The organism is Streptacidiphilus sp. MAP5-3, assembly GCF_041262505.1.
Lineage (GTDB): Bacteria > Actinomycetota > Actinomycetes > Streptomycetales > Streptomycetaceae > Streptacidiphilus.
On the sequence record NZ_JBGCCL010000018.1, the window covers coordinates 97,374 to 112,493 of the forward strand.

Annotated in this window: 12 protein-coding genes; 9 read left to right on the plus strand and 3 right to left on the minus strand. The window is 73.7% G+C overall.

Going from position 1 to position 15,120, the window contains the following annotated elements; translation table 11 throughout:
* Positions 1-131 precede the first annotated feature (131 nt).
* From asnB to ABH928_RS24625, 5 genes are read left to right on the plus strand one after another with little or no spacing between them, the layout of a single operon-like run.
* Positions 132-1,961, plus strand: a complete 1,830-nt coding sequence (gene asnB / locus ABH928_RS24605) for an asparagine synthase (glutamine-hydrolyzing) (protein ID WP_370070076.1) — start codon at positions 132-134, stop codon at positions 1,959-1,961.
* Positions 1,961-3,034 (plus strand): PrpF domain-containing protein, encoded by a 1,074-nt coding sequence (locus ABH928_RS24610; protein WP_370070078.1) that lies wholly within the window; start codon positions 1,961-1,963, stop codon positions 3,032-3,034. Before asnB ends, ABH928_RS24610 begins: the two co-directional genes overlap by 1 nt.
* Positions 3,027-4,463 carry a dihydroorotase family protein gene (locus ABH928_RS24615; RefSeq protein ID WP_370070080.1) on the plus strand — a complete coding sequence of 479 codons (1,437 nt, stop codon included), beginning with the start codon at positions 3,027-3,029 and terminating at the stop codon, positions 4,461-4,463. The genes ABH928_RS24610 and ABH928_RS24615 overlap by 8 nt, the downstream gene beginning before the upstream one ends.
* Positions 4,460-5,758: an MFS transporter gene (locus ABH928_RS24620; RefSeq protein WP_370070082.1), complete on the plus strand. Its 1,299-nt coding sequence runs from the start codon at positions 4,460-4,462 to the stop codon at positions 5,756-5,758. The genes ABH928_RS24615 and ABH928_RS24620 overlap by 4 nt, the downstream gene beginning before the upstream one ends.
* Positions 5,755-7,575, plus strand: coding sequence for a multicopper oxidase family protein (locus ABH928_RS24625; protein WP_370070084.1), 1,821 nt, complete (start codon positions 5,755-5,757; stop codon positions 7,573-7,575). Before ABH928_RS24620 ends, ABH928_RS24625 begins: the two co-directional genes overlap by 4 nt.
* A gap of 67 nt (positions 7,576-7,642) precedes the next feature.
* Here the strand turns inward: ABH928_RS24625 and ABH928_RS24630 are convergent, their stop codons facing one another.
* The 3 genes from ABH928_RS24630 to ABH928_RS24640 all read right to left on the minus strand — a co-directional run bounded on the left by ABH928_RS24630 (position 7,643) and on the right by ABH928_RS24640 (position 11,039).
* Positions 7,643-7,810, minus strand: a complete 168-nt coding sequence (locus tag ABH928_RS24630) for a hypothetical protein (RefSeq protein WP_370070086.1) — start codon at positions 7,808-7,810, stop codon at positions 7,643-7,645.
* A 189-nt stretch (positions 7,811-7,999) separates the two neighbouring features.
* Positions 8,000-10,219 carry a sensor histidine kinase gene (locus ABH928_RS24635; protein WP_370070088.1) on the minus strand — a complete coding sequence of 740 codons (2,220 nt, stop codon included), beginning with the start codon at positions 10,217-10,219 and terminating at the stop codon, positions 8,000-8,002.
* Positions 10,220-10,322: 103 nt separating this feature from the next.
* A complete protein-coding gene (locus tag ABH928_RS24640; protein ID WP_370070143.1) occupies positions 10,323-11,039 on the minus strand; it encodes a response regulator in 717 nt (238 codons plus the stop codon).
* A 249-nt stretch (positions 11,040-11,288) separates the two neighbouring features.
* Here ABH928_RS24640 and ABH928_RS24645 point away from each other — a divergent pair, with 249 nt between their 5' ends.
* The 4 genes from ABH928_RS24645 to ABH928_RS24660 are packed head-to-tail and all read left to right on the plus strand — an operon-like array spanning position 11,289 to position 15,013.
* Complete coding sequence (locus ABH928_RS24645) at positions 11,289-12,545, plus strand: beta-ketoacyl synthase (protein ID WP_370070145.1); 1,257 nt, start codon at positions 11,289-11,291, stop codon at positions 12,543-12,545.
* Between the two features lie 44 nt (positions 12,546-12,589).
* The gene (locus ABH928_RS24650) at positions 12,590-13,474 is read left to right on the plus strand and encodes an alpha/beta fold hydrolase (RefSeq protein ID WP_370070090.1); all 885 of its coding nucleotides are present in this window, start codon (positions 12,590-12,592) and stop codon (positions 13,472-13,474) included.
* Positions 13,475-13,505: 31 nt separating this feature from the next.
* Positions 13,506-13,745, plus strand: coding sequence for an acyl carrier protein (locus tag ABH928_RS24655; protein WP_370070092.1), 240 nt, complete (start codon positions 13,506-13,508; stop codon positions 13,743-13,745).
* The gene (locus tag ABH928_RS24660; protein ID WP_370070094.1) at positions 13,742-15,013 is read left to right on the plus strand and encodes a beta-ketoacyl synthase; all 1,272 of its coding nucleotides are present in this window, start codon (positions 13,742-13,744) and stop codon (positions 15,011-15,013) included. Before ABH928_RS24655 ends, ABH928_RS24660 begins: the two co-directional genes overlap by 4 nt.
* Positions 15,014-15,120: the final 107 nt, after the last annotated feature.

A 15,120-nucleotide genomic window follows, 5' to 3' on the forward strand; every position in this document is an offset into this window, starting at 1 on the left:
CACCCGGGCGAGGACCGGGCCCGGACCGGGCGAGGTCGGGACAACGGGCTCAGGCGGGCGGGACAGCGGGCCGGGGAGGTTGGGGGCATCGGGAATACCCCGAGAACCCCCAGTGGAAGGCACGGGCCATCATGTGCAGGATCCACGGCCACTTCGACGCCGACCTCTCCCCGCACGACATGCGCGCGGCCGGCGCGCTGCAGCGGCACGGCGGGCCGGACGAGGCGCGGCTGGCGTACGGCGCCGGTTGGGCGCTGGGCTGCAACCGGCTGGCGATCACCGATCCGGCGGGCGGGCGGCAGCCGTACGACGGCGCGGGCGGCCGGATCAAGGCCGTCTTCAACGGCGAGATCTACAACCACGACGAGCTGCGCGCCCGCCTTACGGCACGCGGCCACCGCTTCACCGACCGTTGCGACGGCGCGGTGCTGCCCGGGCTCTACCAGGAGCACGGGACGGTCTTCGCCGAGCACCTCGACGGCATGTTCGCCCTCGCGCTGGTCGACCTACGCGCCGAGCCGACGCTCGTGCTGGCCACCGACGACGCCGGGATGAAGCCGATCTACTACCGGTGGGACGGCCACCGGCTCCACTTCGCCTCCGAGCTGCCCGCGCTGCTCGCCATGGGACGGGAGCGGCCCGGCCTGTGGGAGCCCGGGCTGGAAAGCTACCTGGCGACCAAGACGCCGTTCGGCGAGCACACCCTCGTCGACGGGGTGCAGGTGCTGCCGCCCGGGACCACCGCCGTCTGCACGCGCTCGCGCGGGCTGCGGCTCCACCGCCGCCCCGCCCCCGAGCGTCCGCCCGTCGGTGAAGGCGCGCCGGGCGAGCAGGTGCGCGAGGCGCTGGCCCACGAGGTGCGCCGACTGTCGGTCGCGGACGCGAACGTGTGCGCGATCACCAGCGGCGGGCTGGACTCCAGCCTGGTCACCGCGATGATGGCCGCCGGCCGGCCCAGAGCCGCCGTGCACTCGTTCAACATCGCCTACCGGGGTGAATGGCCGCACGACGAGCGGCACTTCGCCCGTGAGGTCGCGGGCCGGGCCGGGACCGCGCACCACCAGGTCGAGCTGGACGCGGCCCGCTTCCCCGAGCTGCTGCCCGCCGTGGCCTGGCACCTGGGCCAGCCGAACGCCGATCCGATCACGCTCAGCACCTACGGCCTCTTCGAGGCCGTGCACCGGGCCGGGTTCAAGGTCGCGCTGACCGGCGACGCCGCCGACGAGATCTTCGCCGGGTACGGCCGCGTCCACACCGCCGTCACCACGCACGGCACCTGGCTCCCCGGCTACGTCGACGCCCTCGCGGCGATCCCGGCCGAGTACCGGCCGCGCCTGTACAGCGCCGAGTACGCCGCCTTCGTCCGCCAGTACGGCAGCGCCTCGGAGGCGATCACCGACCGGCTGAGGGAGGAGGCCGTGCACCGGCCACGGCTGGACGTGCTGAGCGACTTCGAGACCCAGGTCCGGCTTCCCGCCTACCACCTGCGACGGGTCGACCACCTCAGCATGGCGCATGCGGTCGAGGTCCGACTGCCGTTCTGCCAGCGGTCGGTGCGTGAGCTCGCCCGCGCCCTGCCGCCGGACCAGCGGCTCGCACCCGGGAGCGGCCGAGGCAAGGTGGCCCTCTACGCCGCCGCGCGCGGACTGCTGCCGCAGAGCGTGCTGGACCGGCCCAAGCAGCCGTTCACGCTGCCGATCACGGCCATGCTCGCGCCCGGGACGCCGCTGTGGGCGTACACGCGCGAGGTGCTCTCCCCCGCCCGGCTGCGCACCGGCGGACTGCTGGACCCTGCCGCCGTCGACCGGCTGCTGCGGGCGCAGCAGGCCCGCCCGGCCGACTGCCTGGCCCTGGCGACCTGGTCGCTGCTGATGTTCGAGCTGTGGCGCGAGGAGTTCGCGGTGCGCCGCACCGCCGCCCTCCACCCGGCCCAGGAACGAGAACTGACGGAGGTGGCGTGATGACCGCCACGATGACGACGCCCACGATCACGACGGCCCGGCCACCGACCGCTGCGCCACTGACCACGCCGACGACCCACCTGGGCTTCGCCGCCCTCGCCCGGGCCATCGGCGCGCCCGGCCCGACCCTGGTCCTGGACGCCGACGCGCTCCCCGATCCGCTCCCGGGCGACGGTGCCGAGCTCCTGTCCGCACTGACCGGGATCCGCCGCCACCTGCCGCGGCGGGCCGGTGAGCCGGAGGTGCTCAAGTGGGCGCTGATCCGGCCGTCCGCACACCCGCTCTTCGACGTGGACTACCGCTTCGTCCAGGCGATGCCGGACGCGGCCGACCACTTCGACCTGAACGGCAACTGCGGCCACTCACTGCTGGCCGCGGTGACCGCAGCCGCGCAGGCCGGGCGGTTGCCCGCGCTCCACGCCGGGGACCGCGTCCGGGCGCGGGTGCTGAACAACGGTGACCAGGTGGTCTGCCAGGTGGACCATGCCGCAGGCCGGCGCGCCGTGTTCACCGCGCACTTCATCGCCCCGCCCGGCACCCGGCTCGGCACGCTGCTGCGCGACGGCGGCCGGGTGGTCGCCATGGGCAACCCCTACCTCTTCGTCGACGCGGCCCATCTGGGCGTGCGGGACCGCGAGGCGCTGTTCCGGGGCGAACAGCCCGACCTCTACGCGACGTTGGAACGCCTGCGTCGCCAACAGGCGGCCCGGTTGGGCTGGCCGCAGGACGGGGCGTTCCCCAAGGTCGCCGCCGTCGTGCCGGTCGCCCCCGGTCACCTCGCCGTACGAGCGCTGACGGTCGGGGGGTGGCATCCGGAACTGGCGCTGACCGGCGCGGTCTGCCTCGCCGCAGCCTCCGCGCTGCGCGGCACGGTCCCGGGCCGGCTGCTGACGGCGGCCGGTGACAGCGCATGCGCCCCCGGACAGCTGGTCATCGACACGCCGGCCCGCCAGGTCGTCGCGTCCTACGCGGCCACCGGCGACGGTCCGGACGACGAGCTGGAGTGGGTCAGCGTCGGCGGCAAGGAGACCCGCGCGCTGGGCACGGTCGCGGTGGGTGTCGGCGATGAGTGAGCTGAGTGGGCCGAGTGACCTGACGACGCACCACCAGGAGCAGCCGTACGACCTGGTGGTCACCGGGGCCCGCCTCGTGAACGGGGACGAGGTGGTGACGGGCGGGCTGGCCGTGTCGGGCGGCCGGATCGCCTGCCTGCTGGGGCCGAACGAGCGTCCGCCCGCGCGGCGGACGCTCGACGGCGGCGGACGCCACCTGCTGCCCGGCCTGATCGACTCCCATGTGCACTTCCGCACACCGGGGTTGACGCACAAGGAGGACTGGGCGCACGCGAGCCGCGCCGCCGTCGCGGGCGGCGTCACCACGGTGATCGACATGCCCAACACCGTCCCGCCGCTGCGCACCGGCGAGCAGGCCCACCGCAAGGCCGAACTCGTCGACGGCAGTTCGCTGGTGGACTTCCGCTTCCACCTCGGCGTCGCGGGCGACGATCCCGCACCGCTGCGCACGGTCGGCCCGCGCGAGGCGACCAGCGTCAAGGTCTTCCTCGCCGGGCACCACACCGCCCCGGACGTGGTGCGGGACCCGGTGCAGCTGGAGAAGATCTTCCGCACCGCCGCCGAGTCCGGCCTGCGGCTGCTGCTGCACGCCGAGGACGACGGGGTGTTCGGGCTGCTGGACGAGTGGCGCGGCGAGCCGTCCGGCTACGCCGAGTACGAGCGGCACCGGCCGCGCAGCGGCGCGATCGTCGCGGTCGCGCGGGTCCTGGAGCTCGTCCGCCGCCACGGCACCACCGTGCACATCCTGCACGCGTCCACCGCGGAGGAGGCGGACCTGCTCACGGCCGCCGCGCACGCGGGCCTTCCGGTCACCTTCGAGGTGACGCCGCATCACCTCTCCTTCACCGCCGCCGAGACCTGCCGGGTCGGCGCGCGGGCCCGGCTCAGCCCCGCGCTCCGGCAGCAGCCGGACCAGGAGCGGCTGTGGCGTGCCATCCGGAGCGGTCAGGCCGCCTCCCTGGGCAGCGACCACGCCCCGCACACCCGCGAGGAGAAGCTCCGCTCCCCCGCCCAGGCCCCGCCCGGACTGCCCGGCGTCCAGGAGATGCTGACGGCCGTCCACACCGGCCTGCGGCGCCGCGCGCCCTTCGAACCGCCGGACGCCCACCTGTCCCTGCTGGTCCGGCTGCTCGCCGAGCGCCCGGCGGAGCTGTTCGGACTCGACGAGCGCAAGGGCCGGCTGCGGCCGGGCCTGGACGCCGACTTCGTCCTCTTCGACGCGGACGAACGCTGGATGCTCGGGCCCGGCACGATCCACTCCAAGTGCGGCTGGTCCGCGTACGAGGGCTGGACGATGACCGGCCGGGTCCTGCACACCGTCCGCCGCGGCGAGACCGTCTACCTGCGCGAGGGCGACGACGCGGAGTTCGGCGCGCCCGACGGCCGCTGGCTGGACGCCCGCCGCCCTGCGGACGTGGAACCGCGATGACCGAGTCCACCGCGACGACCGCGACACCCCGGACGACGGCGACGCTGCGGCGCGGCGAGCTGGCGGTGTCGACGTTCGCCTGCGGCGTCGGCGTGGCCGGGATCTACTACGCCCAACCGCTGCTCCCGGCGCTCGCGTCGGCCTTCCACGCCCACTGGGCGAGCGCGGCGGCGGTGGTGACGGCGGGTCAGCTCGGCTATGCGGCAGGCCTGCTGCTGATCGTCCCGCTGGGCGACCGCCTCGCCCGGGACCGGCTGGCGACGGCCCTGCTGTGGGCAGCCGTCCCGGCGGCGGTTCTCGCGGCGACAGCCCCGGCGCTGCCCGTGCTGTGCGTCGCGGCGGCGGGGCTGGGCCTCTTCGGCAGCGCGGCACAAGTGCTGGTCGCGCGGACGGCGTCATTGGCGGGCGCGGAGCGGCGGGGACGCGCGGTCGGCACCGTCATGGGCGGGTTGACGGCGGGGATCCTGCTCGCCCGGGTGGTGTCGGGACAGGTCGCTGCGCTGTGGGGGTGGCGTGCGGTGTACGCGGCGGCAGCAGTCCTGTTTGTGACGGCGGCAGTTGCACTACCCCAGGGGCGCGGGGAACCGCGCGACAAGCCACCCACTCCGGTAGCGCCCACCATGCGCAGGGCTACCCGCACAGGGGGCTTCGCTGCGGATCCGCATATCGGCAGAGCCTCGCGCCCCCGGATAGGGCATCTCCTCGCCGGGGAACGCTTGCTCCTCGCCCGGTGCTTCTCCGGCTTCGCCATCTTCGCCGCGTTCTCCGCCTTCTGGACGCCCACGGCATTCCTCCTCTCCGGTCCGCCGTTCCACTTCGGGGAGAGCGCCATCGGGTTGTTCGGGCTGACCGGCATCGCCGGCGTCCTGCTCGCACAGCCCGCAGGCAGGGTGTGCGACCACGGTCACGTGCGCCCCGCACGCTTCGGTTTCAGCGCGTTGATGGTCGTGGCGTTCGTGCCGCTCGCGCTCGGCCGCGGGAACCTGGTGCTGCTGGGTGTCGGAGCCGTCCTGCTGGACCTGGGGCTGCGCGGGGTGCAGACCGCCAACCAGCAGCAGATCTACGCCCTGCTGCCCGCCCACACGCACAGCCGGGTGACCACCGCCTACATGACCTGCTACTTCGTCGGCGGCGCGGGCGGCTCCGCGCTCTCCGCCGCGGTCTGGGCCGCCGCCGGATGGTCCGGCGTGTGCCTGCTCGGCGCGGCGTTCGCCGCGCTGCCCCTGATCCCCCAGGTCGTCGCCGCGCTGCGGCCACGACCCACCACCGTCACCGGTTCCGAGGAGGCGTCGTGACATCCACCGCCACAGCCACCAGCTCCAAAGCCAGCAGCACCGTCCTCACCAAGTTCCTCGATCCGCTGCGGATCCCGCGACGACTGCGCGTGGACCGCACGGAGCGCGAAGCCCGGTTCACCCTCCGCACCGTCGGCGTCGACCTGCGGTTGCACACGCAACTGCCGCCGACGCCGCTGTGGACGTACGACGGCGAGTTCCCCGGCCCGGTGTTCGACGTGCACCGGGGGCAGCGGCTCCACGTGACCTGGGAGAACGGCACCACGACGCCCTACCCCGCCGTGGACGCCTTCCTCGCCGACGCGCCGGGCAACCCGTCGCTGGCGATGAACGACCCGGGCATCGGCCAGGCCCAGCCCGTCAAGGGCGTGGCCTCGCTGCCCGCCTGGCAGGTCACCCACCTGCACGGCGCCGTGACCGGCGGCAACAACGACGGCTGGATGGAGAACGCCGTCCTGCACGGCGACATGCAGCTGTCCGAATACCCTGACGACCAGCCCGCGATGACGCTCTGGTACCACGACCACGCCATGAACATCACCCGCCTGAACGTCTTCGCCGGGCTGGTCGGGATGTACCTGCTGCGCGACGACGAGGAGGACGCGCGGGGGCTGCCAGGCGGCGACCGCGAGATCCCGCTGATCGTCTGCGACCGCAACCTGGAGACGGACGCGGCAGGGCGGTTCACCGGCCGACTGCTGCACAAGACCACCGGCACGCTGCCCTTCGTCGGGCCGTACACGCTGGTCAACGGCACCATCTGGCCGTTCCTTGAGGTACGCCCGGGCTGGTACCGGTTCCGGGTGCTCAACGCGTCCAACTCGCGCACCTACCGGCTGCACCTGCTGGACGAGGCGGGCACGGTGGTCACCGGCTCCGCCTGGCAGATCGGGACGGACAGCGGTCTGCTGGGCGCTCCGCTGCCGATCACCGACGCGGGGCTGACCCTGGCCCCGGCCGAACGGGCGGACGTGCTGGTGGACTTCGGCGCGTTCCGCGACCAGTCACTGCGGCTGGTCAACTCCGCGCAGGCGCCCTTCCGCGGCGACCCGCTGCCGGCCGGTGTCAAGCCCGGCGACCCGCTCCCCGCCGACCGGCTGCCGGAGCCGGACGTGATGCAGTTCCGCGTCGCCGACGCGCCGCTGACCGACACCTTCCGGCTGCCGACGACGCTCTCCCCGTCGTACTACCGCCTGACCCACGACCGGCTCCCGCCGGACCACATGCACCGGATGCTCGGACTCGCCGCCGACCCCGACGGCACGCTCGGGCTGTGGGAGCTGGGCGAGGTCCCCTCCTCGGAGGGGCCCACGACGGCGGTGAAGGACGGCATCATCCAGGTCACCGACCAGAACGGGGTGACCACCACCTACCAGCGACTGGCCCGCCACTTCGACGACCAGCTCAACTGGCGTGCAAGGCAGGACAGCTGGGAGGTGTGGCGGATCCTCAACCTGAGCGGGATCCTGCATCCGATCCACATCCACCTGACCCGCTTCCAGCCGCTGTCGATCGACGGCTACGACACGGCCGCTTTCCTGCCCGCGAAGGGCGGCACGGCCCCCGGCGCACCGGTCGCACATCTGGACTCGCTGCCGATCGACCCGTCGCTGACCGGGTGGAAGGACGTGATGCGGGTGCCTCCGGGCACGATGGTCACCGTGGCGGGCCAGTTCCGCGGCGCGTCCGGGCGGTACATGTACCACTGCCACATCCTCGAACACGAGGACGCCGGGATGATGCGGGAGTTCTCGGTCATGCCCGGCGCCGTCATGGACGTCGGCGGGATGGGCGGCATGGGCGGGATGAGCTCATAGGCCGGCACGCCGCAGCGTCTCGCCGACGGACCCCGGGGTCCGTCGGCGAGACGCTGTGAGGCGGTGCTCAGTCCGCCGTGTCCGGCGGTTCCGACTCCGGCGCGCACGGCTCGTGGTGGCAGCCGTCGGGCGCGGGCGACGGTTCCGGGGTCGGCACCGGCGGGCACGGCGGGTGCTCGCACCCCGGCTGGTCGGCGACGGCCTCGTCGCTCTCGATCGCTGGGTTGACGGTCATCGGTAGCTCCTGACTTTCTGCCCCTGTTGCGAGGAGCGTCCCCCTGGGTGTCGGAGGCTGGTGCGGCCTCCGAGGTCGAATGTCCGCCACCGGTTGTCCCGGGCGCATGGGTCCAGCGTCCCAAACCGGTCCCGAACGGGCATCCGGACGGGCCTTCGGACGCCGGTCCGTCGCGCGTTCAACAACAGCTCAGGCGCCGGACCGGACCGGGATCTCCGCATGGACCACCACCCCTGTCCGTCCGGCATCCGACGCCGACGAGTCCACCCGCAGTGAGCCGCCGAGCTCCTCGGCCCGCTCCGCCATCGACCGCAGGCCCACCCCGCCGCCGCTGCGTGCGCTCGCGTGACCGGCATGGACGCCGTCCATGCAGGTCGCGCGGTCCATGCGGTCCACCCCGTCCATCCCGGTGCCGTCGTCGCCGATCTCCAGCCGGGCCGCGCCGTCGGCCACGCACAGGCGCAGCCAGGCCCGCGCGGCGTCGGCGTGGCGGACCACGTTGTGCAGGGCCTCGGCCGCGATCCGGTACACCGCCACCTCGACGGCGGCCGGCAGTTCCGGCAGCGGATCCGGAAGCAGCTCCACCTCGATCAGCAGCTGTCGCCCGGCCAGCCCGGTCGCGAGCTGCCGCAGACCGACGCCCAGACCCTCCCGGTCCAGCGCCACCGGCGTCAGCCCGGCGGTGATCCGGCGCAGTTCGACGATGGCATCGGCGATTCCCTCCGACACGCCGCCGAGCCGACGGCCCGCCGCGTCGTCCTCGGGCAGGCCCGCGCGTGCGGTGTCGACCTGGAGCCGCAGCCCGGACAGCGTCGGGGCGAGGCCGTCGTGCAGGTCCCGGCGCAGCCGCCGCCGCGCCTCCTCGCGCGCCAGCACGATCCGCTCCCGGCTGGCTTGGAGCTCCTCGTAGAGGCCGAGTGAGGCGATGGCGGGCGCGGACTGGTCCGCGAGCAGGCGCAGCACGTCGTGGTCCTGCTGGTCCAGGTCCGGCTCGGACTCGCGTGCGGCGACCTCGAGTTCGCCGACGGCGTCGCCCTCGAAGACCAGCTCGAAGCGGTGCCAGACGGGCCCGACCGCCTCGCCGAGCGTGGCGGTCTCCCGGTTGCCGCCGCTGGTGCGGACCAGCACCCGCGCCGCCGGGAACCGCAGCGTCGTCACCACGCTCGTGCAGAGCAGCAGCGGCGCCTCACCCGGCGTCACCGTCCGGCTCAGCCGCCCCACGAGCTCCCGGACGACGTGGTAGGGCCGCGCCCGGTCGCCGTAGTAGGAGCGGTCGACGCCCCGGACCGCCCAACCGCCGGTGGCCCGCAGCAGCAGGCCGATCGCCAGCGATCCGACGGCCAGCACCAGCGCGCCGGGCGTCCGGGTGCCCGGTAGCACGTCGGAGAGCCCGATCGCGAGCGCGAAGTAGCCGACCACCAGCACCGCAAGGACCACGAGCGCGGCGAGCACCCGGCGCGTGGCCCGGTCCAGGTGCGCGGACCGGTCGCGGGCGAAGAGCACGATCAGGCCCAACGGCCACAGCGCGAGCGGGCCGTAGAAGAGCACGAGGGCCGCGTCTCCCTGGACGGGGAAGAAGTAGTCCGCGTAGCTGCCCGCGGTCAGCAGCAGGAACGGGATCGTCATCACCAGCAGCACGCTGCCCGGCACGGCCTGACGCCCCGTTCTCCGTCGCGTCAGCAGCCAGGCGCGGACGGCGAGGACGACGAATCCCAGCGCGGAGAGCGCGACCGGCACGTAGCTGATCGGCGCGCTCAGGACCGGTTGGAGCGCATGCGTGATCGAGGTCCACGGACGGTCGGTGGCAAGGGGGTTGCTCATGCCGTACCACTCGTCCCTGGTCGCGGTGTCGAGCCAGACCTCGCCGAGCGTCCACACGCCGATCGCGCCCACCAGCGCCCGCCCCCAGCGCCGTCCGGGCAGCGTTCCGTCGGGCAGCCAGAACGGCAGCCCGTAGAGCGTGAAGACATACAGGACGTCACCAGTCAGCCCCGCCAGGACGACGACGGTGCGCATGGCATGGTCGGCGCCCAGCGCCGCGCCCGCGATGGAGGCGGCGTGCCCGACCAGCTCCCCCGTCGCCGCCACCAGCAACAGCCGTCCGACCGCGCCACCGGAGGGATGGACGAACGTGAACGTGCCCGCCAGCGCGCAGACCAGCATGAACAGCATGCGCGAGCCGAACGGGCCGAAGTCCAGGCCGGTGAGGCGCGATCCGCCCAGATCGGTGAAGGCGAGGGAGAGCCACACGAAGCAGGCCCCGAGCGAGACCGCGCAGGCGACGACGGCGCGTCCCAGCCGGCGTCCACCCGGTCCGGGCGCCCTTCCGGCACTCCGGGCGCCTCCGCCGGTCCGGGCCTCTCCACCGGTCCGTGCGTCTCCGGCGCTGCTCGCGGTCAGTTCGGCCATCGCACTCCCCGGCCCTTCCTGCTCCCTCCCCCGTCCGCCGTGGCGAATCTCCAGCCTCCCTCGGGGGTTGTCCCGGGCGCATGGGGCAGCAGTCCCGCATCCGTCACCCCGCCGGTCCGGCCGGTCCGGCCGGTCGTTGCGGCTCGCCCAGCCCCGCGTCGCGGGCCCGGGCGGCGGCCTCGGTGCGGGAGGCGACGTTCAACTTGTCGAAGATGTGCGAGAGGTGATTGCGGACCGTCTTCTCGGCAAGGAAGAGCTCGCGGGCGATCCGCCGGTTGTCCAGGCCCCTGGCGACCAGGTCCAGCACCTCGACCTCACGCGACGTCAGCGAGGGGAAAGCCTGCTCGGCCCCCCGCCGCGCGCCGCCGGCCAGCAGCGCGGAGATGCGCGCCGCGATGTCCCTGCTGAAGACCGCGCCGCCGTGCGCGACGGTACGGACCGCGTGCAGCACCTCGTCCCGGCCCGCGCCCTTGACCAGGTAGCCGCGCGCACCCGCCTGCAGCGCGCCGAGCAGGCTGCCGTCGTCGTCGGAGGTGGTCAACACCAGCACCGGCAGCCCGGGATGCAGCTGCGCCAACCGCTTGGTCGCCTCGATCCCGGAGGCATCCGGGAGCGACAGGTCCATCACCACCACGTCGGGCCGCTGTGCGGCCACCACCTCCAGGGCGGCGGCCGTCGTCTCGGCCTCGGCGACCACCCGCACGTCCGGCGTGCTCTCCAACGCCGCCCGCAGCCCCTCGCGGAACAGGGGATGGTCGTCCACGACCACCACCCGCACTCCGCCCGCGGCCCCGCGCCGGTCCGCGTCTGCACCGTCGATCTCCACGCGGCACATGCTACTCATAGTTGGTACACGATCACCCTCGGCCACGACGTGGGCCTTCAGGCCGGGCGGCGACGCCGTGTCCTTTGGGGCCGACGGTCGTTGGTTGAATGTGGCCTTTCACGGAACAGCCCGGGCTCCGGGCGTCACCCCCACGCTCCAGGGGGTCAGACGCCGGTGCGTCACGTCCTCGTCGGCCCCGTAGCCGCCACGGCTCTTCCCCCACAGCACCAGGAGCACGCCGCGTTGCCCGAGCACCACACCTCCCACCAGGGCGCGCCCCCCTATGCCGTGGCCGTGACGGGTCTCGGCCTGATCAGCGCGGCCGGAGTCGGCGTGGCGGACTGCTGGTCGGCGGTCACGCAGCGGACCAGGCCCACGGGCGTGCGCCAACCTGAGCTGCTCACCGGGCTGCCGACCGACTTCATGTATCTGGTGGACGACGACCTCTCCGGCGCGCTGGACGTCACCGAACGCCGACTGATGGAGCGTTTCGCGCAGTTGGCGGTGCTGACCGCCCGCGAGGCCGTGGGCGACGCGGGCCTGGATCCGGCGCAGTGGGAGGGGCAGCGGGTGGCCGTCGTCATCGGCAACGCCAACGGTGCGCTCCCGCTCTACGACGCCCAGCACGCCACGCTGCTGGAGCGCGGCCACCTCCGCGTCTCCCCGATGCTCCCCGCGCTCTTCAACAGCAACTGCGCTGCGGCAAGCGTCTGTCGGGACCTGGGTGCGCGCGGGCCGAGCATGGCGGTGACGTCCACCTGCGCGTCCGGCGCGGACGCGATCGGCCTGGCCCGGCAGCTGCTGCGCGCCGCCATGTGCGACATCGCGATCGCGGGAGGCGCCGAGTCGGCGTGCTCGCGGATGCTGATGGCGGGGCTGTGCAAGACGCGGGCGCTGTCGACGCACCGTCAGGACCCCGCCGCCGCCTGCCGCCCGTTCGACGCGGCGCGGGACGGGTTCGTGGTCGGCGAGGGTGCCGGACTGCTGGTCCTGGAGCGCCCGGAGCACGCGGCGGCCCGCGGCGCCCGGATCCGGGCCCGGCTCGTCGGCTACGGCTCCAGCAACGACGCGTTCGCGCCGGTGGCCGCCCATCCCGACGGCCTGGGCGCGGAGCAGGCCTTGCGCAGCGCGCTGGCCGAGGCGGGCGTGGCGGCCTCCGAGGTCGGCCACGTCAACGCCCACGGCACCGCCACCGTGATGAACGACCAGGTCGAAGCCGCCATGCTGCGACGGGTGTTGGGCGAGCAGCCGCTGGTCACCTCGACCAAGGCGATGACCGGCCACACGCTCGGCGCGGCGGGCGGCATCGAGTCGGTCTTCACCGTGCTGGCGCTGGAGCACCAACTGGTGCCCCCGACCGCCAACCTCGGCTCGCTCGACCCGAACATCCCCGTCGACGTGGTGGCGAAGGAAGCACGTCCCGCACGGTTCGACCACGCGGTGAAGACCTCTCTCGGATTCGGCGGCCACAACGCTGCCCTGGTATTCGCACGCGCATGAGCAGTGAGCAGGCAGACGAGCACGCGCGTGAGCGAAGGAGAACCATGAACAGCGAAACGGTCAGGACGATCACCGTGGCGGGCCTGACCTGCCACTACCGACGCATCGTCAACTCCCGGCGGGAAAGCCCGGCCACCGAGCCGGTCCTGCTGCTCGGCGGCGCGCTCCAGCACAAGGACGGCTGGGGCGCCTTCGACGAGGGCGTCGGGGCGGTCGCGGACCTGATCACCGTCGACATGCCAGGTGCGGGAGCGTCCGACCAGCTCCGTCCGGGCCAGGGCATGGACGTGATGTGCCGGGTGGTCGAGGCGGTGCTCGACGACGCCGGGGTCAGCCGCGTCAACCTCTTCGGGTACTCCTTCGGCTCGGTGATCGCCTTCACCTTCGCCCGGCGCCACCCCCACCGCGTCTCGCGGCTGATGCTCGGCGGGACGCCCGCCAACCTGACCGAGGCGGAGTGCGCGGAGTGGCGGACGGCTGCGGAGCGCGGCGCGGCCGGCCACGAGCAGGAGTTCGTCGACTTCACCATGGGCTTCTGGCTCTGCCAGGACGAGAGCCGCGTCATCCGCAACCGCCGTCTGGCGCACCGCTACGTCAGGCGGATCGTGACGCACGCGGTCACCCTGCTCCCGTACGGCCTGGCCGTGCTGAACCGCTCCGCCGACGAGTGGCTGGACACCTCGGGCGGCCTGGTCGGCGTGCCGACCCTGGTCTTCTGCGGCGAACACGACACCGTGTCCGACGCGCGCCGCCAGCAGGACTTCGCGGCCACCATCCAGGACAGCGCCTTCGTCACCATCGCCGAGGCCGACCACTGGGCGACGCTGGAGCGTCCCGCCGAGGTCGTCGACCTCGTCGTCCGGTTCTTCACCGACCAGACCCTGCACGGCGTCGACTACCTCGGCGCCTCCGCACCCGCACTGGCCTGAGCAGCCCGCATCCCTCGGAAGGAACACAGACATGGACGTCACCGAGCACATCGTCACCGCGCTGACCGGCAAGTTCGGGGTCGCCCCCGCCGCCATCGGCGACGAGGTCCCGCTGCGGCAACTCGGCCTGGACTCCCTGGCGTTGGAGGAGCTCCGGCTGATCATCGAGGACGGCCTGGACATCGATCTGGACGACGTGCAGCTCACCTCGCGGGACACCTTCGGCCAACTGGTACAGGCGGTGCACAGCAAGACCGGGGCGAACGCGTGAGGCCGAGCGGCGGGAGTGGCGCGATCAGCGGCCCGCACGCCGGCGGCTACGCGGCCGCCGTCACCGGCCTGGGCCTGATCACCGCGGCCGGCACCGGTGCCGACGCGACCTGGCGCGAGGTCACCACCGCCGAAGCCCCGCGCGGCGTCCGCTTCCGCGAGGAGCTGCGCGACCTGTCCTGCGACTTCTTCTACACGGTCGACGGCCTCGACCCGCAGGCCGAAATCGGCGTCGCCGGGGCGCGTCTGATGGACCGATTCGCCCAGCTGGCCGTGCTCGCGGCCCGCGAGGCCGTCGCCGACGCCGGGCTGGACCCGCAGACCTGGGACAGCGACCGGGTCGCCGTCGTCATCGGCTCCGCCCACGGCGGCCTGCCCTCCTACGACGCGCAGGCCGACGTCCTCGCTGCGAGGGGCGCCCGGCGGGTGTCGCCGACGCTGGCCCCGCTGGCGGCGGTGAACGGCGCCGCCGGGAGCGTCTGCCGCGACCTGCCCGCACGTGGTCCCAGCCTCGCGGTGACCACGGCGTGTGCGTCGGGCACGGACGCGATCGGCACCGCGCGGGCGCTGCTGCGTGCGGGCCTGTGCGACGTGGCCATCGCCGGGGGCGCCGAATCCGTCTGCTCACGGCTGCTGGTCGCCAGCGCCTGCCGGCTCCGGGCGGTCTCCACCCGCCGCGACGACCCGGCCGCCGCCTGCCGTCCCTTCGACGCCGACCGGGACGGCTTCGTCATCGGGGAGGGCGCCGGTCTACTGGTGCTGGAGCGCCCCGAACACGCGCGTGCCCGTGGCGCACGGATCCGGGGCCACCTCGTCGGCTACGGCGCGAGCAACGACGCGTTCGCCCCGGTCGCGCCGGACCCGGACGGCGCGGGCATCGAACGCGCGCTGCGCAGCGCGCTCGCCGACGCCGGTCTCAGCCCGGCCGACGTGGGTCACGTCAACGCCCACGGCACCTCGACCGTGCTCAACGACCTGATCGAGAGCACCGTGCTCCGCCGGGTCCTGGGCGAGCACCCGCTGGTCACCTCCACCAAGGCCATGACCGGCCACACCCTGGGCGCGGCCGGGGGCATCGAGGCGGCCCTCACCGTCCTCGCGCTGGAGCACGGCCTGGTCCCGCCGACGGTGAACCTTTCGTCCCTGGACCCGCAGGTGCCGGTCGAGGTCGTGGCGAAGCAGGCGCGCCCCGCCCGGATCGACTGCGCCGTCAAGACCTCGCTCGGCTTCGGCGGGCACAACGCCGCCCTCGTATTCACCCGCGCCTGACGGCACGCCCCGCGCCGCCGGACCGACCGACCTGACCGCGGATTATCGATGCTCGCGGGCGGCCCCGTGTCATACCTGAGGAGGAGGTGATCACCTCACCGATACAT